The 20,489-nt window shown below is 58.5% G+C and carries 17 protein-coding genes; 10 read left to right on the top strand and 7 right to left on the bottom strand.

The genetic code is table 11. The annotated features are described in order from the left end of the window. Nucleotides 1-81 precede the first annotated feature (81 nt). From ACR0K5_RS05365 to lgt, 4 genes are all read right to left on the bottom strand, one after another. The gene (locus tag ACR0K5_RS05365) at nucleotides 82-864 is read right to left on the bottom strand and encodes a Hint domain-containing protein (protein WP_480628673.1); all 783 of its coding nucleotides are present in this window, start codon (nucleotides 862-864) and stop codon (nucleotides 82-84) included. Nucleotides 865-1,596: 732 nt separating this feature from the next. Next, complete coding sequence (gene pgeF, locus ACR0K5_RS05360; RefSeq protein WP_480628672.1) at nucleotides 1,597-2,355, bottom strand: peptidoglycan editing factor PgeF; 759 nt, start codon at nucleotides 2,353-2,355, stop codon at nucleotides 1,597-1,599. After that, nucleotides 2,352-3,419, bottom strand: a complete 1,068-nt coding sequence (locus ACR0K5_RS05355; RefSeq protein WP_480628671.1) for a class I SAM-dependent methyltransferase — start codon at nucleotides 3,417-3,419, stop codon at nucleotides 2,352-2,354. The genes pgeF and ACR0K5_RS05355 overlap by 4 nt, the downstream gene beginning before the upstream one ends. Beyond that, entirely contained in the window at nucleotides 3,416-4,303 is an 888-nt protein-coding gene (lgt, locus tag ACR0K5_RS05350) for a prolipoprotein diacylglyceryl transferase (protein WP_480628670.1), read from the bottom strand. The genes ACR0K5_RS05355 and lgt overlap by 4 nt, the downstream gene beginning before the upstream one ends. 97 nt (nucleotides 4,304-4,400) lie before the next feature. Between lgt and ACR0K5_RS05345 the strand changes: the two genes are divergently transcribed. The 5 genes from ACR0K5_RS05345 to ACR0K5_RS05325 all read left to right on the top strand — a co-directional run bounded on the left by ACR0K5_RS05345 (nucleotide 4,401) and on the right by ACR0K5_RS05325 (nucleotide 7,608). Further along, entirely contained in the window at nucleotides 4,401-4,649 is a 249-nt protein-coding gene (locus ACR0K5_RS05345; protein ID WP_050604795.1) for an accessory factor UbiK family protein, read from the top strand. A gap of 322 nt (nucleotides 4,650-4,971) precedes the next feature. Next, the gene (locus tag ACR0K5_RS05340) at nucleotides 4,972-5,472 is read left to right on the top strand and encodes a type III secretion system chaperone family protein (protein WP_480628669.1); all 501 of its coding nucleotides are present in this window, start codon (nucleotides 4,972-4,974) and stop codon (nucleotides 5,470-5,472) included. A gap of 39 nt (nucleotides 5,473-5,511) precedes the next feature. Next, nucleotides 5,512-6,327 (top strand): pyrroline-5-carboxylate reductase, encoded by an 816-nt coding sequence (gene proC / locus ACR0K5_RS05335; protein WP_480628668.1) that lies wholly within the window; start codon nucleotides 5,512-5,514, stop codon nucleotides 6,325-6,327. Next, on the top strand, nucleotides 6,320-6,658 hold the full coding sequence (locus ACR0K5_RS05330; protein WP_480628667.1) for a tRNA-binding protein: 339 nt from the start codon (nucleotides 6,320-6,322) through the stop codon (nucleotides 6,656-6,658). Before proC ends, ACR0K5_RS05330 begins: the two co-directional genes overlap by 8 nt. Further along, nucleotides 6,658-7,608, top strand: coding sequence for a 2-hydroxyacid dehydrogenase (locus ACR0K5_RS05325; protein WP_480628666.1), 951 nt, complete (start codon nucleotides 6,658-6,660; stop codon nucleotides 7,606-7,608). The genes ACR0K5_RS05330 and ACR0K5_RS05325 overlap by 1 nt, the downstream gene beginning before the upstream one ends. On the opposite strand, the gene ACR0K5_RS05320 is transcribed toward ACR0K5_RS05325, so the two are convergent. Continuing rightward, on the bottom strand, nucleotides 7,605-8,183 hold the full coding sequence (locus ACR0K5_RS05320) for a thymidine kinase (RefSeq protein ID WP_480628665.1): 579 nt from the start codon (nucleotides 8,181-8,183) through the stop codon (nucleotides 7,605-7,607). The two genes, ACR0K5_RS05325 and ACR0K5_RS05320, sit on opposite strands and share 4 nt — an antisense overlap. Before the next feature lie 354 nt (nucleotides 8,184-8,537). Between ACR0K5_RS05320 and ACR0K5_RS05315 the strand changes: the two genes are divergently transcribed. Both ACR0K5_RS05315 and ACR0K5_RS05310 read left to right on the top strand, forming a co-directional pair. After that, on the top strand, nucleotides 8,538-8,999 hold the full coding sequence (locus tag ACR0K5_RS05315; RefSeq protein ID WP_480628664.1) for a hypothetical protein: 462 nt from the start codon (nucleotides 8,538-8,540) through the stop codon (nucleotides 8,997-8,999). Between the two features lie 193 nt (nucleotides 9,000-9,192). After that, the gene (locus tag ACR0K5_RS05310; protein WP_480628663.1) at nucleotides 9,193-10,968 is read left to right on the top strand and encodes a hypothetical protein; all 1,776 of its coding nucleotides are present in this window, start codon (nucleotides 9,193-9,195) and stop codon (nucleotides 10,966-10,968) included. Nucleotides 10,969-11,005: 37 nt separating this feature from the next. Here the strand turns inward: ACR0K5_RS05310 and ACR0K5_RS05305 are convergent, their stop codons facing one another. Beyond that, nucleotides 11,006-12,130, bottom strand: coding sequence for a beta-ketoacyl-ACP synthase III (locus ACR0K5_RS05305; protein ID WP_480628662.1), 1,125 nt, complete (start codon nucleotides 12,128-12,130; stop codon nucleotides 11,006-11,008). Nucleotides 12,131-12,290: 160 nt separating this feature from the next. Between ACR0K5_RS05305 and ACR0K5_RS05300 the strand changes: the two genes are divergently transcribed. From ACR0K5_RS05300 to ACR0K5_RS05290, 3 genes are read left to right on the top strand one after another with little or no spacing between them, the layout of a single operon-like run. Further along, nucleotides 12,291-12,758 carry a MarR family winged helix-turn-helix transcriptional regulator gene (locus ACR0K5_RS05300; RefSeq protein ID WP_480628661.1) on the top strand — a complete coding sequence of 156 codons (468 nt, stop codon included), beginning with the start codon at nucleotides 12,291-12,293 and terminating at the stop codon, nucleotides 12,756-12,758. Continuing rightward, nucleotides 12,755-13,792 carry an efflux RND transporter periplasmic adaptor subunit gene (locus ACR0K5_RS05295; protein ID WP_480628660.1) on the top strand — a complete coding sequence of 346 codons (1,038 nt, stop codon included), beginning with the start codon at nucleotides 12,755-12,757 and terminating at the stop codon, nucleotides 13,790-13,792. The genes ACR0K5_RS05300 and ACR0K5_RS05295 overlap by 4 nt, the downstream gene beginning before the upstream one ends. Before the next feature lie 11 nt (nucleotides 13,793-13,803). Beyond that, nucleotides 13,804-16,845 (top strand): efflux RND transporter permease subunit, encoded by a 3,042-nt coding sequence (locus ACR0K5_RS05290; protein ID WP_480628659.1) that lies wholly within the window; start codon nucleotides 13,804-13,806, stop codon nucleotides 16,843-16,845. Between the two features lie 231 nt (nucleotides 16,846-17,076). Here ACR0K5_RS05290 and carB read toward each other — a convergent pair whose 3' ends face one another. Continuing rightward, nucleotides 17,077-20,421 (bottom strand): carbamoyl-phosphate synthase large subunit, encoded by a 3,345-nt coding sequence (gene carB, locus ACR0K5_RS05285; protein ID WP_480628658.1) that lies wholly within the window; start codon nucleotides 20,419-20,421, stop codon nucleotides 17,077-17,079. Nucleotides 20,422-20,489: the final 68 nt, after the last annotated feature.

Below are 20,489 nucleotides of genomic sequence, written 5' to 3'. Positions count from 1 at the left end.
ATCGCAGCCACCGCCAAGGATAGAATCCAACTTAGTACCAGCTGCATGATGCCCCCCATAATGCAGTAATCGCTATCGTACTCAGGCTGTCATCGCGTCGATCTCTCCGTCTCCGGCACGCGGCATCAGCAGCGGACCAAAATCGTTAAGCGACTCGATGTGCGCAAACAGATTCAGATAAACCGACCGTAGCGAGTGGCTGATCATCCGAACCGCGTTCACACCTGGGTGATATGTCTCGAACTGTAAACCATCAATACGGATAACGGAATGCCGTTTTAGGCAAATGTGAAACAGTTCAACTGGCGTCGGCGGCATTGTTTCAACTACGCCCATTCCATCCTGAAATTCGGACACAGGTGTCAGAATCGGTTCGCCGCCATGCAGATGCCGCAAATGCCCGGGCGTTCCTACGATCCGCGCTGCAGGTCCGGCAATTACGCCTGACATCGGCTTTTGCATTCCGAATGTATCCGCCATGACGCGCGTTAGTGGCCGCGTACGGCCCCGCGAGTCCGGACGTCCTGGGATCAGGGTGACAGACCCCTTCCACAGCACGGTCTCCGATGCGCCATCCTGGGTCAGCACTGTATCGCCCGGCATCAGATCTTCAATCGCTATCGGGCCGTGCTCGGTTTCAACCAGCGATCCGCGCGAAAAGGCGCAAAAGGCGTCTTCGAACATGGGTAGAGCTGGCGCGATGTGCCGGGTCTGAACTACATTTCCATTTTCCAGCAGGCTGCTGACTTCATATCGGCGCAGCTGGGCTTTTGGTTTTGCAACCGGCCGCGGTGCTTCCCGTAGCATAGCCGTCGTTTCGATTGCATTTCTGGCCGCGCGGGCCAGTGAACTAGGAATAGTCATAAATATTCCTTCCCCTCAAAATGTCCGATCAGGCGCGGCGTACCCTCGTACAGGCCAACCTGGCGAACTGGTTCTTTGTCTTGAAACAAATGGGTGACCCCTGGGCGGCAGCCGGTAAGGCCCCGCACGGCGACAAAATCTCGCTTTCCAATGGTCAACACATTGACCCCCCAGACAAACTCGTACTTTACGGGCGAAAATTGCCCGCACACACAACTCCCGAACTCGTCACGACCCCCTCAGATCGCGACACACCACACATCGGGCAGGAGCAAGCCCGTAGTGCGTTCACCCAATTGAGACCGGCAGCATGGCCTCAGGGTGTTTCTGCCTCAGCGTCGTGCCGCGATGCGACTGGCGACCCTGACAGAATGACTTGATACCCGCTTCCACGGCATTTCCAGTTTCTGGTCACGCGTGACGGCAACCATGGCTTTAAGAAAGCGAGATTTGGTTTTCATTTTTCTGGTCCTGCTCTGACCGGGGACCTGACCCCAGCATCCTCTGTGAACCTTTTGTGACGCGCGTTTGCGGCATGGATAAGGCTTATCCGGGATGTTTTGCAGACAAGAAATTTACAGTCGGTCCATCCTTCCACTCAACACGCCAGCGCCCGAAACATGGACGTCAGATAACCATCTGATGGCTGGCAATACTCATTACGATTCTTGAGTCCGGTAAACACAACAAATGTGGCGGAAAAGTGGCGGAGTGCCTAAATCTGGACCAAAATCACAATCTTATGACCGAGATCAGCCGCCCGTAATCGGCCTCGTTCGCGTGTGTTGTACGACGGTAAGAATAGAACCGATCCGGGTCGGAATAGGTGCAATGCCGGGTCCATTCCGCCTGTCCGACACCAGCTTGCCGCAATCGGTGCAAGCCAAAGGCGGGCAGGTCAAACTGCAGGCGGTCGTCCTGTCCATTGGCAAAGAACCGGGTGTTGTCTGGTGTTTCCGTCATGAAGGCGTCCAGAAACTCGGGACCCACCTCATACGCGCGTTGCGAAATGCTGGGGCCGATGACGGCGCTGATATTCCGGCGATTGGCGCCCAGCGTTTCCATGGCGTCCAGCGTGGCCTCCAGCACGCCGTCCAGCGCCCCGCGCCAGCCTGCGTGGGCCGCTCCGATCACATTGGCCTCAGGATCGGCAAACAGGACCGGTTGGCAATCTGCTGTCAGAATCGTCAGGGCCAAACCCGGTGTCGCCGTCACGACGGCATCCGCGCGCGGTTTTTCACCCTCAATGGGCTGCTCAACTGTCAGAACGGTTGGAGAATGCACCTGATGAACGCCGATCATCGCCTCGGGCGCTACACCCATCGCATCCGCAACCCTTCGCCGGTTCAGCGCAACAATTTCGGTCTGGTCTGACGACCCATAGCCGCAATTCAACCCGTCGAAGATACCGGATGACGCCCCGCCGCGACGGGTGAAGAACCCATGACGAAACGGGGAAAGCAGGTCTGAGGTCAGAATTTCCAGTGTCATGGCTCAAGTCCTGGCGGTGGGGCGGCATAGGCCGGAAAAAGGCCCATTACTTTGAACAGATTTCCCATTTCGTCCGGGTGCGTCAACCGGCGATGCGCGGCAATCAACGCTTCCAGCTCAGAACCGCTCAGCGCTCTGGACAACGCCTGCGTGCGGGCGGTTATGCCCAGCCTTTCCAGAAACACGCCCTGCGCAGTCACCCGCGTATGGCGGCAGCCACAGGCACGGGTTGCAACGGCCAGGGGTTCAAAATCCACATGCGCGGTCAGATCGGCCTGACCGGGTGCGGTCAGAGGATCGACGCTTTCGTGATTTTGCAGGGCCTGCAAGGTATCGCCCAGCGAGTGCCAGTCGCCATAATCCACGATCAGGGCCGCACCACCGTGGCTCGCGATCCGACCCGCGATGACAGTCAATATCGGAATCGCTGCTGCACATAGCTCGACCAGATCGCCGTCTCTGGTATCAGCCAACCTGTCAGTCAATGCCACCTGCGGCGCGTTCGGACCTTTTCCAAACACTAAAGAGCCAGCACGCTCTCCCACCAGTCGTTCACACCATCCGTCGCGCTCGCGTAAGAATTGGCGAATGGGAAGGGCGTCAAAGAACTCATTGGCGACCAGCAGCAACGGTTGATCCGGCAGGTCAGCGATGCTGTCGATCCAGTCGGGTTGATACTCTTTCAGAGTATCCGCCTGTGCCTGCTTCAACACAGGTGACGCCTCGACCAGCACCATCTGCGCCGCATCGTGAAACCCGGGCACAACCCGCGTGGCGCGCATGATATCGGCCATCAAGGTGCCGCGGCCCGGTCCCAACTCGCACAGGGTGAATGGGGCGGGTTTTCCCTGATCTATCCAGCTTTGCGCCAGAGACAGCCCGATCAGTTCCCCGAACATCTGGCTGATTTCCGGCGCTGTAGTGAAATCCCCGGCAGCACCCAACGGATCGCGCGTTGTATAATAACCCAGTGTCGGATGAAGCAGACACTCGGCCATGTAATTGGCCACACTCATTGGCCCATCCTGCCGGATGCGGGCGATCAGATGATCGGTCAGGCTCATGTCGCCCGCCGCGCGCGAAGGGCAAACCACAGGCCAAGCGCGATCATCGGCAGCGACAGGATCTGCCCCATGGTCAGACCATACCCGCCCACTTGCCAGGCCAGTCCCAGCGGGTTGCCGGGCGACACGAACTGCGCATCAGGTTGCCGGAAGAATTCAACAATAAAGCGCGACGCGCCATATCCCGCCAGAAACAAACCCATGACAAAGCCCGGTTTCTGAAACGCCCCCCGACGATAGACCAGCCACAGCAACAGTGCGCCCAGCAGTACACCTTCCAGTGCCGCTTCATACAGCTGCGACGGGTGCCGGGCACACATGCCCGCAACCACGCCGGGGCAATCCTGCGCAGCAAAGCCGGGAAAGATGACGGCCCAGGGCATCTCACTTGGTCGGCCCCACAGCTCGGCATTGACGAAATTTGCCAGCCGCCCCAGCAACAAGCCGGGTGGAACAGTGTAGGCGACCAGATCGCCCAGCGACAGGGCAGGGATCTGATGGCGGCGAGCAAACAGATAGGATGCAAGGATCACACCCAGCAGGCCGCCATGAAACGCCATGCCACCCTGCCAGACTTTCAAAATCTCCAGCGGATGCGACAGGTAATAGCCGGGCTGATAAAACAACACGAAACCCAGACGTCCGCCCAGAATCACGCCCAGAATGATCCAGGTGACCAGATCTTCAAGCTGTTCCGGCTTTATCGGCGGGCCGTCCGCAGGCCACAGGGCAGGGCGACGCAGCGCCACAACTGCCAGCCGCCACGCAATCAGGATGCCCGCGATATAGGCCAGCGCATACCACCTTAACGCGAACTCCATCCCGAACAGCGAGATCGAGAACAATTCGGGGGACAGATCGGGGAAATTCAGAACAGCCTGCATGTGCGTCTCATTGCCCGGGGTTTGCAGGTCAAGTCAACCTTGAGCCTGCGGCATTCTTTGCCCATATAGAGATCAACCGCGATACCGGAGTAGAGATATGCAAACCCGCAACAAGATCCTGGACGACGTGTCCCAACTGATGACCAACGCCATGGGTGTGGCGCAGGGCGCGCGGGAAGAGGCCGAAAATGCGATGAAGTCGATGATCGACCGCTGGCTTGCCGACCGTGATTTCGTTACACGCGAAGAGTTCGACGCCGTGCGCGCGATGGCCCAGAAAGCGCGCGAAGAAAACGCCGCACTTGAGGCGCGCATCGCCGCGCTTGAGGCGAAACTGGACAAGTAACGCTCGGGCGTTTTTGGTTTCCGGAGATTTTTGGACAAACTATACCGTCGCGCAATCCAATCAGGATTGTGCGGTGTCGTGTATTCTGACGCCTTGCAGGATTAAATCAAGGTAAAGCTGACTCTGACGCCAATATTTTGATCGCCGTTGCCTTCTGTCCACAACTTATTGCTGTTATCCCCAACAAATAGGGTTGCCAGAACCTGTGCTACATCGCACCATATTTAGTACAGGCCTACGGGGGAAGCCCGGCTTGTAGAGCAGGCAACTAGCGCTGGGGCGCTGCCAGCCCCGAAACGCTAGAGATTAGTGAGGTGGCATTATGGCCCTTTCCGAGCAGTATCTCGAAGAAGACATTCATCCGATCGACATTGTTGAACATCTGGCCGAACATCACGACTGGGATTTTGATCGCATTGGGGACGATCAGATTGCCATGGCCGTCGAAGGTCAGTGGCGCACCTATTCGATCACTCTGGCCTGGTCCAACTATGACGAAACGCTTCGCATGGTGTGCTCGTTCGAAATGGAGCCTCCGGCCGAGCGAGAAATGCAGCTTTATGAGCTGCTCAACAAGATGAATGATCAATGCTGGGCTGGGGCCTTCACCTATTGGGCAAACCAGAAGCTGATGGTCTATCGCTATGGGCTGGTCCTTGCAGGGGGGCAAACAGCCAGCGCGGACCAGATCGACACGATGATTACTGCGGCCGTCATGAGCGCCGAGCGGTATTATCCGGCGATCCAGCTGGTCACCTGGGGCAATCGTGGACCAGAAGAAGCCATGCAAGTGGCCATTGCAGAGGCCTACGGCCGGGCGTAAAGCTTTGCCCCAAACCGACATGTAACGCGGGAGGGGCAAATGGACATGACGCGTGTGGCCGAACAGGGGCTTGTGCTTCTGGGGTGCGGAAAGATGGGATCCGCAATGCTGGCGGGATGGCTGGAACACGGCCTCCCGCCAGCATCCGTTTGGGTGATCGATCCGCACCCGTCCAACTGGCTGAAAGCCCAGGGCGTCAACATCAACACACCCTTGCCCGAAGCCCCCGCCGTGGTGTTGGTCGCGGTCAAACCGCAGATGATGGGTGAGGCTCTGCCTTCAATACAGGCGCTGGGCGGTGGAAACAGTCTTTTCATCTCGGTCGCAGCCGGCACTTCGTTGGCAACATTTGAAGGCGTTTTAGGTAAGGGCACACCGATTGTTCGAGCAATGCCCAACACGCCTGCCGCTATTCGTCAGGGCATTACTGCGCTGATCGGAAATGCCAACGCATCGGCCGATGATCTCGCGCTTGCCGAAAACCTGCTCTCAGCTATTGGGGAAACGGTTCGTCTTTCTGATGAAACGCAGATGGATGCGGTCACCGGGCTCAGCGGTTCCGGCCCTGCCTATGTGTTTCATCTTATCGAAACGCTTGCCAAAGCGGGCGAGGCACACGGCCTGCCGCATGAACTTGCAATGAAGCTGGCCAAGTCGACAGTGGCCGGGGCCGGAGCATTAGCAATGGCCGCAGACGAGGATCCGTCACAACTGCGGATCAATGTGACGTCTCCGAACGGCACGACCCAGGCCGCACTTGAGGTGCTTATGCATGAAGAGCGTGGCTTCCCCGATCTTTTGCACCGTGCCGTCAAGGCCGCAACCGACCGATCCAAGGAGCTGTCGCGTGAGTGAGATTTCTTTTGACGACTTTCTCAAGGTCGATATCCGCGTGGGCGAAGTGATCCGCGCCGAGCCCTATCCCGAGGCCCGCAAACCCGCGATCAAGATGTGGATCGACTTCGGTGAAGAAATAGGCAAGCGCAAGACCTCGGCCCAGATTACCGCGCATTACGATCCGTCCACACTGGTGGGCAAACAGGTCATGGCCGTGGTCAATTTTCCTCCGCGCCAAATCGGCAGGTTCATGTCCGAGGTTCTGGTGCTGGGCCTGCCCGACGAAAGCGGCGAGATCGTTCTGATCGGCCCCGATGGCAAAGTTCCAACCGGCGGGCGGATGCACTGATGAAACTGCTGATCTCCCGCCCGATGACACCAGCTGTCGAGGCCCGCGCCCGCGCCGAGTTTGACGTGGAGTTTCGCGCCAGCACTTTGCCCATGTCGCCGCAGGACATGCTGTCCGCTCTGGCAGAATTCGACGTGGTCATTCCGACGCTTGGGGATCAGTTCTCAGCTCAGATCTTTGCAGGCGCAGGCACGCCGCGGTGCAAACTGTTGGCCAATTTCGGCGTCGGCTACAATCATATTGACGTTCAGTCCGCGCGCGCAGCGGGCGTCGAGGTGACCAACACACCCGGCGCGGTTACTGATGCGACGGCTGATATCGCAATGACCCTGCTGTTGACCACGGCCCGCCGAGCGGGCGAAGGCGAGCGGCTGGTTCGTTCGGGTCAATGGCAAGGTTGGCACCCGACGCAGATGCTGGGGCATCATGTTACAGGCAAACGCGTCGGCATTGTGGGGATGGGCCGCATTGGACAGGCTATCGCGCGCCGGTGCCATTTCGGCTTTGGAATGCAGGTGGCCTATCAGTCCCGCAGTGCGAAAGATTTGGATTTCCCGGCAGAGTTCACACCCGAGCTGCAGGAGCTGGCGTCTTCGGTTGATTTCCTTGTGCTTGCGGTTCCCGGGGGCGCTGAAACGCGCCATCTGATCGATGCGCGGGTTCTTGAGGCAATGAACCCGTCGGCCATTCTGGTCAATATCGCACGAGGCGAGGTCGTGGACGAATCCGCCCTGATCACGGCGCTGCAAACAGGTCAGATTGCGGGGGCAGGGCTGGACGTCTACGAGTTCGAACCCAAAGTGCCCCAGACCCTTTGTGATATGGAAAACGTTACCTTGCTGCCCCATCTGGGAACAGCCACCGAAGAGGTGCGCAGCAATATGGGCCATATAGCGCTGGACAACGTCGCGGCCTTGGTGGCGGGCAGGGCACTGCCCAACCCGGTTTAGTCGCCCACCGCTTCGCGCCAATGTTTGCGGCAGAGCGAGACATAGGTCTCGTTCCCGCCAATCTGCACCTGGGCACCTTCGGTGATGGCTTTGCCGCTTTCGTCCTGGCGAATCACCATTGTTGCTTTTCGCCCGCATTTGCAGATGGTGCGCACCTCGCGCATTTCATCGGCAAGGGCCAGCAAGGCGGCTGATCCCGGGAACAGCTTGCCCTGAAAATCCACCCGCAACCCGTAGGCCAGAACGGGCACCTTCAGATCATCGACCGCACGCGCCAGCTGCCAGACCTGTTTTTCGGACAGAAACTGGGCTTCGTCTATGAACACGCAGGTGACAGAACCTTCGTTCAGGCGGTTGCGGATCATGGCGAATACATCGTCCGTTGGTTTGAACGTATCGGCCTGTTCCGAGATGCCAATGCGCGATGCAATCCGCCCGGCTCCCGCACGCCCGTCAACGGCGGCGGTCATCAGGTATGTCTGCATCCCACGCTCGCGATAGTTGTGCGAGGCTTGCAGCAACACGGTCGATTTTCCCGCGTTCATGGTCGAATAGTTGAAATACAGTTTTGCCATGAGGCGGGTCTAAAACGCTTGGGGAAAAGGAACAAGATATCAATCGTTTTGGTGGAGCGACGTCGCCGTTGCGTTTGCAGAGGCCGAGCTACGCTCTAGGGGATGGAACCCCCACATCTGCAACAGCGACGCCGTCGGCCAACATGTGGCCAAAACGGAGCAAGGCACAACAAATTCACCCTGCAATTACTCGTTACCGGCAAGAACTGCCGCCACTCACTCACAAAATCCCCCGCATATCTGAGGGATAGCCAATGTATGACATTTCAATTATGACTCGGTTATGGGAAATTTCCCCACGCTTTCCCCCGTCTGGACATCGGGCAGGCGTTTGCAGGTAACAAAGGTAATACAATGGCAGATATCGGGGCCTATCTGAAAAAACACACAGAAGCGCTGGTTAAAGATGTTGGAATCGAAGCCGCATGTGAAATTACAGGGAAATCCAAGGCAACTTTAGGACGATACTATTCCGACAATGCTGAACATGGGGACAGGTTTATGCCTGTGGATGCAGTTGCCCGCCTTGAAAACGCGGCGACTTACCCGCACGTGACGTCGGCTTTGGCGGATCTGAAAAACATCACGTTATCCTACAGCGACCGCAACACAACCACACCGCGCACCGGTGGTGTAAATTCGGACGTCATTGCGCTCAGTCAGCGGTTTGCGATGCTGATGACCGAATATCAGGCCGCCATCGAAGATGGAATTATCACAGTCAACGAAGCCAAACGGCTGCTGAAAGAAACCAGTTTGCTGCAACAGGTTCTGATTGAGATGAAGTTGCACCTGGAAGAAGAAAGCGTCAGCTAGGCCCGTTCCTGACCCTTTGCGCCCATGACCGGCCAAACTCCGCCTATGGCGATTGCCTGTTTTTATGCGCAGAAAGGCAGGAGCGCTGACTGAGGCTATTGCCTCAATTCAGTCACGTCTGCCCTGTAGGGGTCGTTGCGGGCAATATCGTCAAGGGCAGAGCGCCATGCAGAATTCGCAGGGACCATACAGTATGTTCGCAGACCGGTTTGTTCTGCGAGTTTTTGTATGCGCCTACGCCGCACTTCTTGCTCTGGTGGCCTTCAGCGGTCATCAGGAAGGGTCTGACGATGTGATGCGCTGGGTGGTCGTCCAGGACCTGTTGCAGGGGCAGGGCTGGTTCGACGGCTATCAACACCGGCTGGGGCCCGAAGGCGGCACACTGATGCATTGGTCCCGACTGATCGACGCCCCGATTGCTGCACTTTACGGAACACTCGGGTTGGTTTTGCCCCCAGATATCGCCCTTCAGGTGACGGCTTTTGCCTGGCCCTCAATACTGGCGGGTCTGACCTTGTGGGTCTTTGCAGTGACCGGAAGTGTACTGGGTGCGCGTGAAGGGGCAGTTTCGGCGCTGGTTGTCGGTGTGCTAGCGCTCCAACATTCCCGGAAGTTCGACTATTTTTCGTTTGATCACCACAACGCTCAGATTCTTCTGTTCGCAACGGCCCTGATGTTCTTTGCCCTGCGCAGGGACAAGCCATATGCCGGGTGGTTGCTGGGTGCCTGTCTGGCGCTTTCGGTATCTATTGGCACCGAATCGATATTGCAGATCGCGCTTATCGCAGTGTTTTTTGCCATTGACTGGATCATAAATGGCGAACTGACCCGGCGCCCGACCATGGCATTTGGTGCCGGACTGACCGCGACGCTTGTGCTGACCAGCCTCGCGACGACAGGACAAGAGGCTTTTCTGTTCCCAAGCTGTGACGCCCTGACACTCAGTGTAGCCTTACCGGCAAGTATCGCCGCGCTGGGTCTTTGCGCTGTGGCCTGGGTCGGGTCCGGTTGGTCGCTTCGGGTCCGCGTCGGCGGGTGCCTTGCGGTTGGTGTGGTGACACTGGCTTGCGCTTATGCCTTTGCCCCGCACTGCCTTAGCAACCCAATCGAAGCTTTGCCTCGGGACATGCGGGATTACTGGCTGAGCCAGGTGGCAGAAGCGCAGAAAATCAACGTTGTTTTGGAGTTGCACCGGGGCGAAGTTCTGGCCTTGCTCGCGATGGCAATCGTCACGATGGCAGCCGCCCTGATCTTTGCGGTCAGGTCACCCTTCAGACTGGACTACACTCTGTTTCTGGCGCTAATCGTAACCAGCCTGGTCGTTTTCCTCTATCAGTCTAGAATGATGACGTTTCTGGGCATTTCGCTGGTGGCCGTTCAGGCGCAGATCCTGCGTGTCCTGTACACCACTTATGCGAACAACAGACGTACGCTATCTGGGCTTGCGATGGTTGCTTTTATCCTCTGCATCTCGCCGAAAATCGGCACCAGCATCGAGGAACAGCTGGGACGTATTGCAGGGCCATCTCTGGCAGCGCCGGCCATATCAGCTGGAAAGGCGTCGGAACGCCCCGGTGCTTCCTGCCAAACGCAGGAGGCCTATGCCGATTTGCGTGATCTTCCCTCCGGACTGATATTGGTTGATTTCGATTATGCGGCCAATGCACTGCACTATACGGATCACTCTGTTCTGGCGGGGAATTATCATCGGAATCAGGCAGGGATTCTGGCGCAGATCGACTTGTTCCGTGCAGATGCGTCTCAGGTCGGACCACGTTTGGCCGAGCTGGGCGTGGATTACGTCCTGCTTTGCGCACCGGCGCCGCGGGCCGACTTCTGGTCCTGGGCATCACAGGGTCGCGGTTTGCAAGCACGATTGGCCGAGGGCGAGAAACCAGCATATCTCACTCGGATTCAGGGCGCCGCAGAGGCTCCCTTTCAGATCTTCAAGGTGACTGGCACTCAATAGAGGCCTCTGGGCCGATTGGCAGGGCGTGCGGCGGCAATCAGGCGTGGCGTTTCACGATCACCGACCCAACCGAATAACCGGCTCCAAAAGAACAGATCAGGCCCAGATCGCCTTCCTGCATGTCATCGGAGTATTTTGAAAAGGCAATGATCGACCCGGCGGATGAGGTGTTGGCGTAATCCTGCAGGATGTTCGGTTGCTCGCCCGCCGCAGGTTCGCGGCCCAGAACCTTCTTGCCGATGAAGTCGTTCATCGTCTTGTTGGCCTGATGCAGCCACAGGCGTTTCAGGTCGGTGTTGCCGACCCCTTCGGCATCCATATGGTCGCTGATGTGCCTGCTGACCATGGGCAGTACTTCCTTGAACACTTTCCGCCCATTCTGCATGAACTGCATGTCACGCCGGTCGATCAACCCGTCCGGGCGGGAGCGGCGCAGGAACCCGTTGTTGTTGCGGATGTTGTTGGAAAAAGTGGTGGCACAGCGCGTTGACAAGATCTCGAAATGCGGGCCTTGCGCGTCTTCGATCCGTTCGATCAGGGTCGCCGTCGCCACATCGCCAAAGATGAAGTGACAATCCCGGTCGCGCCACTCCAGATGGCCCGAGCAGATTTCAGGATTCACGACCAAGGCAGCGCGGACCGACCCAGAGCGCACCATATCCGCGGCGGCCTGAATGCCGAATGTGGCCGAGGAACAGGCGACGTTCATGTCAAAGCCGAACCCGTTGATCCCCAATTCCTGCTGAATTTCGATCGCAATCGCCGGGTATGCGCGTTCGTGGTTCGACGCCGCGCAGACCACCAGATCAACATCCGCCGCTGTGCGCCCCGCTTGCGCCAGCGCCTTCTTGCAGGCATCGACTGCCATCTCGGTCATGATGCCGGGCTCCTCGTCGCTGCGCTGGCGCAGCGACGGGTGCATCACGTCAGGGTCCAGCACACCAGCCTTGTCCATCACGTAACGGTTCTCGATCCCCGATGCCTTGATGATGAACTCTTCGGATGAATGCTGCATCGCTTCCATGCGCCCCGCGGCGATAGCTTCGGCATTCTCTGCGTTCTGTTTGTCCGCATAAGCGTTGAATGCTTCGACAAGCTCGGCATTGGTGATGACGTTCTGAGGCGTGAAGACACCGGTACCGGTGATGGCGGGGGTATACATGGCGGGCCCTGAATGTTTCGGATTTGCTCAAAATGCAGTCATGGTGTGATTTGATCAAGGTATGTTGACCCAAGGGAATGTAAGCGAAAGCGCAGTTTCATATCTTGAATAGTTCAGAAATTGAAATATATGCCCTCCCCAATGCGCGCGGAGATCCCCAATGCCCGATGATATCAGTACCAGACTTGGCCGCCTCAGCCCCGAGATTCAGGCGATCATGGGGGTGTATGCCCTGTACTGGAAACTGGAAGAGACATTTGACTGTATCGAAACCGACCTGAGTCACCCCGAATGCCACATGCTGATCAAGCTGGATCAGCCAAAGCGCATGGGGGTGCTGGCCGCGGACATGCTGAGTGTCCCCTCTACGATCACGGCCACAGCAGATTCCCTCGAAACAGCAGGTTATCTGACGCGCGAGCGTGACCCCGAAGACCGCCGTGCATGGTTGCTGGTGTTGACTGAGCAAGGCGAAGAGGCCCGCAACATGCTGGTGGCCGAAGCCGGAGACCTGTTTCACAGGGCCTCGGGTCTGAACGAAGAAGAAACTGCCGAATTCGCACGACTGGCGCGCAAAATCCGTGACAACGTTTTGAAAACGGGAATTCCCGAGGGACTGAATAAATGAAACTCCTGACCTCTGTCGGCCTTGCGCTGGCCGTTCTGGCAACCCCAATTGCCGCTCAAGAAACCCCGAAACCGGTGAAACTAGTGCAGGTGCGCGAAACGGCGCCCGGCTTCACCCGGCAGTTTTTCGGCCGTGTTGCCGCGCGCCAGACTGTCGACCTGGCTTTTCAAGTGGCAGGTCAGATCGTTGAGATGCCCATCAACGAGGGCTTCGTGATCCCCAAGGACGGCCTGATCGCGCGGCTGGATCAGGAGCCGTTTGAGCTGCGCCTGGACCGGGCGCAGTTGCAAAAGGAACAGGCTGACCGCACCGTCGCGCGCCTGTCGCGCCTGCGGGGTACAACGGCCAGTCAGGTGGCCGTGGATGACGCAGAAACCGAGGCGCAACTAGCAGCAATCGCTCTGCGCGACGCGGAATACGAGCTGGAACATGCAACGCTGACTGCACCATTTGACGCGCTGGTCTCCAGCCGCGCGGTCGAGGCTTTCACCACCGTCTCGGCAGGCGCTCCCATCGTCCGCATCCACGACATGTCCGAATTGCGCATCGAAGTGGATGTGCCCGAGATCTTGTTTCAGCGCTCTGGCCAGAATGACGACATTACGATCACCGCGAAATTTCCCGTCAGTGATGAGGTCTTTCCGCTTGAAATCCGTGAATTCGACGCTGAAACTTCCAGCGTCGGGCAGACCTTCCGCATTCAGTTCGGCCTGACCCCGCCCGAGGGGCTGCAAATCCTCCCAGGCTCGTCCGTCACCGTCAACGTTCAGGTTCGGGATGGGCACACAGGCATCGTCGTGCCAGCGACGGCCGTTGTCTCTGACGCAACTGGCGAACTGAGCGTTATGGTATTCTCTCCGGCTGGTGCGAATGAAGGCACCATCCGCCGCGTTCCGGTGACAATTGAACCCACGCAAACCGGCGACGTTCGGGTGCTGTCGGGCTTGTCCGACGGAGACGAGATTGTTGTTGCCGGCGGCGCTGTGCTGACAGACGGTCAGTCTGTGCGCCGGTTCACCGGCTTCGCGAACTGAGGTGCTGACGCATGAACATCGCTCGCGCCTCAATTGATCGGCCGCTTTACACATGGCTGATCATCCTCATTGCCCTGTTTGGGGGCATCTGGGGATTCATGTCGCTTGGTCGGTTGGAAGACCCGGCCTTTACGATCAAAAACGCGGTTATTGCCACGCAATACCCTGGTGCCACGGCGGAACAGGTGGCGCTGGAGGTGTCCGAGCCGCTTGAATCGGCTATTCAGCAAATGGGCGAGGTGGACGCTATCACCTCGGTCAACCAACCCGGACAATCACTGATCGAAGTTGAGATCAAGTCGACCTATGACGGTAACGAACTGCCTGCCATCTGGACTCGGCTGAGGGCCAAGGTGCGCGACGCCGCGCGAGGTTTACCGTCCGGGGTCAGCCAACCTTATGTGAATGACGGGTTTGGCGATGTGTTCGGACTGTTCTATGCCGTGACCGCCGAAGGGTTTTCCGACGCCGAAAAGCATGAACTGGCAACGTTCCTGCGGCGGGAATTGCTGACTGTTGACGGCGTCGCCGATGTCGAAGTTCAGGGCCTGCCGGATGAGGCGATCTTTGTGGAACCCGATCTGGCGATTTCGGTGAACCAAAACGTACCGCTGCAAGCGATCAACGAAGCCATCGCCAATGCGGATTCAGTGAATTCCTCGGGGTCTCTGCGTTCGGAAAACGACCGCACTACGATTCTGACGGCTGAAGGGTCCGACAGTGTATCGGCCATTGCGGGGCTGTCCGTCGGTTCGCAAGGGCAGGTGATCAACCTGTTCGACATGTCCGATGTCTACCGCGCGCGGCAGAACGATCCGGATATTATGATCCGTTATAACGGGACCGAAGCCTTCACCCTCGGCATTGCGGGTCTGGCCACGGAAAACATCGTCGAAGTTGGCAAGCGAGCGGATGCGAAGTTCGCGGAACTGAATACAGACATTCCCTTTGGTGTCGAAATCCTGCCTATCTACCAGCAACATGTGGTGGTCGAGCAGGCCTCGAACGACTTTCTTGTGAACCTTGCCATGTCGGTGGCCATCGTGGTCGCCGTGCTGGGTATCTTCATGGGTTGGCGTGCGGCTATTGTTGTGGGCTCGACCCTGTTGTTGACCGTGGTCGGCACGCTTCTGTTCATGTCGCTGTTTTCCATCGAGATGGAGCGGATTTCGCTTGGTGCCCTGATCATCGCCATGGGGATGCTGGTGGACAACGCCATCGTGGTGGCCGAAGGGATGCAGATTGCGATGCTGCGCGGCAGGCCCTCGCGCGAAGCGGCTGAAGATGTGGCGTCGAAAACCCAGATCCCTCTGCTGGGCGCAACCGTGATCGGCATCATGGCCTTTGCGGGGATCGGTCTCAGCCCGGATGCGACGGGTGAGTTTCTGTTCTCACTGTTTGCAGTGATCGGCATTTCGCTGTTGCTCAGCTGGATACTGGCCATCACGGTCACACCGTTGCTGGGTCACTACTTTTTCAAGCAGGGCAAGGAAGGTGAGATCGACGCTTACGGCGGTATCCTGTTCCGCATCTACGGCGCGATCCTGCGTTTTGCGCTGCGCTTCCGCTGGCTGGTTGTTGCCGGGCTCATCGGTGTGACGGTTGTCTGCTACGCCGGGTTCGGGCTGATGAAACAGCAGTTCTTCCCCAACTCGAACACGCCCCTTTTCTTTGTCCACTACAAGCTGCCGCAGGGCACACCGATTGCGCGCACTGCTCAGGATATGGCGGTGTTCGAAAACTGGCTGGCCGATCGCGATGATGTGGTGTCCGTCACAACCTTCGTGGGGCAGGGCGCAACCCGGTTCATGCTGACCTATTCGGCGGAAAAACCGAATCCGAGCTATGGTCACATGATCATCCGCACCGAAAGTCTGGATGACATACCGGCCCTGCAGGCGGATCTGGAAGCGTTCGGGTCCGTCCAGTTCCCCGAAGGTGAGTTCGGCACCAAACGTCTGGTCTTTGGCCCAGGCGGAGGTGACCCGATCCAGGCCCGGTTCTCAGGCAGCGATCCAGTTGTGCTGCGTCAGCTTGCCGACGAGGCCGTGCAGCGCATGGCTTCGGCTTCGCCCAACGCGCTGCTCGTCCACCACGACTGGCGCGAACAGGAACTGGCGGTTCAGCCGATCTATGCCACCGAACGGGCACAGACGGCAGGGGTTACGCGCGAGGATATTGCCGCCACACTGCAATTCTCGACCGATGGCCTCACAGGCGGGGTGCTGCGTGAGCGCGACCGACTGATCCCGATCATACTGCGCCGACCGGCGGACGGGGACTACTCAATCGTCGATCAGGTAGTGTATTCGGACCAGTCAGAGAAGTTTGTACCAATCGAACAGATGGTCGACGGATTCGAGTACAAATCGCTCAATACGCTGGTTCATCGTCGCGACCGTGTTCTGACCATCACGGTTGGTGCAGATATCCCACCCGACCTGACAGCGGCACAGATCCATGCCGAAGTGCGGGACGCCATCGAGGCGATCGAACTGCCACAGGGCTACAAGATGGAGTGGGGTGGCGAATTCGAGAACTCGCGCGATGCGCAGGAAAGTCTGGGCAAACAATTGCCGCTGAGCCTGCTGATCATGGTGCTGATCTCGGTCCTGTTGTTCAATGCGATCCGCCAGCCGATCATTATCTGGCTGCTGGTGCCGATGTCGGTGAACGGCGTGGTGATCGGCCTGCTGGGAACAGGGCTGCCCTTCACCTTTACAGCCCTTCTTGGTCTGCTCAGCCTGTCAGGCATGCTGATCAAGAACGGCATTGTTCTGGTGGAAGAGATCGACCTTGTCCGCGCCACAGGTAAACCTTTGCGCGAGTCCATCGTGGAAGCCTCGGTTTCCCGTTTGCGCCCTGTTATGCTGGCTGCGATTACGACCATTCTTGGCATGGCGCCGTTGCTGACCGATGCGTTCTTCGTCTCGATGGCGGTGACGATCATGGGAGGGTTGGCATTTGCAACCGTCCTGACAATGGTCGCCGCACCGGTGTTCTACCTGCTTTTCTTTAGGCGGGACGAGAAACGCGAGGCACAGGCCGCCTGAAAACAGGTTTTGCCCGGGTCTGGTTGAAAGGCTGGACCCGGTTCAGTCAGATCAATGGAACAAACGGCACATCACATGCAGCCAGAATGGTGAAGATTGTGAGAACCAGAAATGTGCGCATTGATTTGTACTCCTTATACCTGAAAACAGATGCGCGCCCGTTGATACAAGGTCAACGGGCGCGCATCTGTTTGTTCATCGATGAGCCATTTGTGGCTCAGGCCGGGCGGGTTACCCCTGTAGCGATTTCACCTCGACATCGCCTTCGGCCTGCGCCTTGATCGCCAGAGCAGCAGCGTGGCTGGCGGCGGCTGTGGTGAAATATGGGATCTTGTCGTACAGCGCGATCGAGCGAATGGCTTTGCTGTCCTCAACCGCCTGGGCGCCTTCGGTCGTATTCATCAGCAGTTGAACCTGACCGTCTTTCAGCATGTCGACCACGTCCGGTCGGCCCTCATAGACCTTGTTGACCACGTCACAGGGCACGCCTTGATCGGCCAGCCAGCCTTGCGTGCCTCGTGTCGCGACCAGTGTGAAACCCTGTTCGACCAGCACCTGCGCGGCCTCCAGCATCGCTTTGCCTTTATCCGCATCCTTGATCGAAATGAAGGCCCGGCCCGAGGTCGGCAGGACCATACCCGCGCCCATCTGTGCCTTGAGGAAGGCGCGCGGGAAATCGCGGTCCCAACCCATGACCTCGCCAGTCGAGCGCATTTCCGGGCCGAGGATCGTATCGACGCCAGGGAAACGCGCGAAGGGCAGAACGGCTTCTTTCACCGAGAACCACGGCATATCAGGGTCGGCCAGTGTCATCTGATCTGCAATCTTGGTATCGTCCACGGCCTTGTAGGGCGGGCGCTGCGGGAAGCTGACCAGCTTTTCACCTGCCATGACACGCGCGGCAATGGATGCAATCGCACTGTCGGTGGCCTTGGCCACAAACGGCACGGTGCGCGAGGCGCGCGGGTTTACTTCGATCAGGTAAATCTCATCATCCTTGATTGCAAACTGGACGTTCATCAGGCCGACAACGTTCAACGCTTTGGCCAGTTTGAACGCCTGATCCTTGATCTGTTGGATGATGTCTTTCGACAGCGAGTAAGGCGGCAGCGAACAGGCCGAGTCACCCGAATGCACGCCGGCCTCTTCGATATGCTGCATGATGCCCGCGACGTGAACGTCGGTGCCATCGCACAGCGCGTCCACGTCCAGTTCCACCGCGCCCGCCAGATAGCTGTCCAGCAGAACGGGGCTGTCGCCCGAGACCACAACCGCCTCGTTGATGTAGCGCCGCAGCTGATCCATATCGCGGACGATTTCCATCGCACGACCGCCCAGCACATAAGAGGGGCGGATCACCAGCGGGAAGCCAATCTCTTCGGCAATCTCCAGCGCCTGTTCGTCGGTCGAGGCGATGCCGTTTTTTGGCTGCTTCAGGCCCAGTTCATTCACCAGCGCCTGGAACCGCTCGCGGTCTTCGGCCAGATCGATGGCATCCGGCGTGGTGCCGAGGATTGGAATACCTTCCGCCTCCAGCGCGTTGGCCAGTTTCAGCGGGGTCTGGCCGCCGAACTGAACGATGACGCCGTGCAGCGTGCCGTTTTCCTGTTCCTTCGTCAGGATTTCCATCACGTGTTCAAAGGTCAGCGGCTCGAAATACAGACGGTCCGAGGTGTCATAGTCGGTCGAAACGGTCTCGGGGTTGCAGTTGACCATGATGGTCTCATACCCCGCCTCGGTCAGCGCGAAACAGGCGTGACAGCAGCAGTAGTCGAACTCGATCCCCTGACCGATCCGGTTCGGACCGCCGCCCAGAATGACGACCTTCTTGCGATCGGACGGTCGCGCTTCGCATTCGACTTCGCCCATCATCGGGGCTTCGTAGGTCGAATACATGTAGGGCGTCTGCGCTTCGAACTCGGCGGCACAGGTGTCGATGCGTTTGAACACCGCTGAGACGCCCAGATTGCGACGCGCCCGGCGGACGTTATCTTCCTCACGGCCGGTCAGGTTGCCCAGACGCGCGTCAGTGAAGCCCAACATTTTCAGCTTGCGGATACCGTCCTCGGTGACAGGCAGGCCGTCTTTGCGCACCTGACGCTCGGCCTCGATGATCTCGCGAATGCGGGCCAGGAACCACGGGTCGAACTTGGTAACGCCGAAAATCTCGTCATCGGTCAGGCCGTGACGCATGGCCTGCGCGATTGTGCGAAGACGGTCGGGCGTCTGTTGGCTGATCGCCTTGATCACGGCGGCCTTGTCGTCGGCCTCGTCCCAGACGCCCACGTTCAGGCCGGGGATTTCGACCTCATCAAAGCCGGTCAGACCCGATTCCATTGACGCCAGAGCTTTCTGCATCGATTCGTGGATCGTGCGACCGATGGACATGGCCTCACCCACCGACTTCATGGCGGTGGTCAGGTAGGGTTCAGAGCCGGGGAATTTCTCAAACGCGAATTTCGGGATCTTTGTGACGACATAGTCGATGGTCGGCTCGAACGAGGCGGGCGTGACCTTGGTGATGTCGTTGTCCAACTCGTCCAGCGTATAACCAACGGCCAGCTTGGCCGCGATCTTGGCTATCGGGAAACCGGTCGCCTTGGACGCCAGCGCGGACGACCGCGACACGCGCGGGTTCATCTCGATCACGACCATACGGCCATCATCGGGGTTGATCGCCCATTGCACGTTCGATCCGCCGGTCTCAACGCCGATCTCGCGCAGAACGGCAATCGAGCCGTTGCGCATGATCTGGTATTCTTTGTCCGTCAGCGTCAGGGCAGGGGCCACAGTGATCGAGTCACCGGTATGCACGCCCATCGGATCGACGTTTTCGATCGAACAGACGATGATGGCGTTGTCGGCGGTGTCGCGCACCACCTCCATCTCGTATTCTTTCCAGCCCAGCAGGCTTTCATCGACGAGGATTTGGTTCACCGGCGAGGCATCCATGCCCGAGCGGCAAAAATGGATATAATCCTCACGGTTATAGGCCACGCCTCCGCCGGTGCCGCCCAGTGTAAAGGCAGGGCGGATGATGGCAGGCAGGCCGATTTCTTCCAGCTCATCCAGTGCCATCTGCACGCCGGCATCCAGATCGGTGGAACCGTCTTCGCGCTTGGGCGCGGTTACGATGGTTGCTTTTGGGTTTTCCAGACCCAGCCGATCCATCGCCTCGCGGAACAGGGCGCGGTCTTCGGCCATTTCGATGGCGTCGCGCTTGGCGCCGATCATCTCGACACCGAACTTCTCGAGCACGCCCATCTCTTCCAGCGCCAGCGAGGTGTTCAGGCCGGTCTGTCCGCCCATCGTGGGCAACAGGGCGTCGGGGCGTTCTTTCTCGATGATCTTGGCGACAACTTCCGGCGTGATCGGCTCGATATAAGTTGCGTCAGCCAATCCGGGGTCGGTCATGATCGTCGCAGGGTTCGAGTTCACCAGAATGACCCGGTAGCCTTCCTCGCGAAGCGCTTTGCAGGCCTGAGCACCGGAATAGTCGAATTCACAGGCCTGACCGATAACAATGGGGCCCGCCCCGATGATCATGATCGACTGGATGTCGGTTCTTCTCGGCATGGCCTTGTTCCTTCGATTGTCCGCGAGTCAGGGCACCGCCCAAGCGCCCAAATTGTCCTGCGTTATAG

The sequence above is a fragment of the Ruegeria sp. AB9 genome (assembly GCF_056542585.1).
This window is presented reverse-complemented; position numbering and strand designations above follow the sequence as displayed.

Coding starts and splice junctions, on each gene's coding strand:
- ACR0K5_RS05365 (WP_480628673.1), bottom strand. CDS start 864: ATGACTATTCCTAGTTCACTGGCCCGCGCGGCCAGAAATGCAATCGAA.
- pgeF (WP_480628672.1), bottom strand. CDS start 2,355: ATGACACTGGAAATTCTGACCTCAGACCTGCTTTCCCCGTTTCGTCAT.
- ACR0K5_RS05355 (WP_480628671.1), bottom strand. CDS start 3,419: ATGAGCCTGACCGATCATCTGATCGCCCGCATCCGGCAGGATGGGCCA.
- lgt (WP_480628670.1), bottom strand. CDS start 4,303: ATGCAGGCTGTTCTGAATTTCCCCGATCTGTCCCCCGAATTGTTCTCG.
- ACR0K5_RS05345 (WP_050604795.1), top strand. CDS start 4,401: ATGCAAACCCGCAACAAGATCCTGGACGACGTGTCCCAACTGATGACC.
- ACR0K5_RS05340 (WP_480628669.1), top strand. CDS start 4,972: ATGGCCCTTTCCGAGCAGTATCTCGAAGAAGACATTCATCCGATCGAC.
- proC (WP_480628668.1), top strand. CDS start 5,512: ATGGACATGACGCGTGTGGCCGAACAGGGGCTTGTGCTTCTGGGGTGC.
- ACR0K5_RS05325 (WP_480628666.1), top strand. CDS start 6,658: ATGAAACTGCTGATCTCCCGCCCGATGACACCAGCTGTCGAGGCCCGC.
- ACR0K5_RS05320 (WP_480628665.1), bottom strand. CDS start 8,183: ATGGCAAAACTGTATTTCAACTATTCGACCATGAACGCGGGAAAATCG.
- ACR0K5_RS05315 (WP_480628664.1), top strand. CDS start 8,538: ATGGCAGATATCGGGGCCTATCTGAAAAAACACACAGAAGCGCTGGTT.
- ACR0K5_RS05310 (WP_480628663.1), top strand. CDS start 9,193: ATGTTCGCAGACCGGTTTGTTCTGCGAGTTTTTGTATGCGCCTACGCC.
- ACR0K5_RS05305 (WP_480628662.1), bottom strand. CDS start 12,130: ATGTATACCCCCGCCATCACCGGTACCGGTGTCTTCACGCCTCAGAAC.
- ACR0K5_RS05300 (WP_480628661.1), top strand. CDS start 12,291: ATGCCCGATGATATCAGTACCAGACTTGGCCGCCTCAGCCCCGAGATT.
- ACR0K5_RS05295 (WP_480628660.1), top strand. CDS start 12,755: ATGAAACTCCTGACCTCTGTCGGCCTTGCGCTGGCCGTTCTGGCAACC.
- ACR0K5_RS05290 (WP_480628659.1), top strand. CDS start 13,804: ATGAACATCGCTCGCGCCTCAATTGATCGGCCGCTTTACACATGGCTG.
- carB (WP_480628658.1), bottom strand. CDS start 20,421: ATGCCGAGAAGAACCGACATCCAGTCGATCATGATCATCGGGGCGGGC.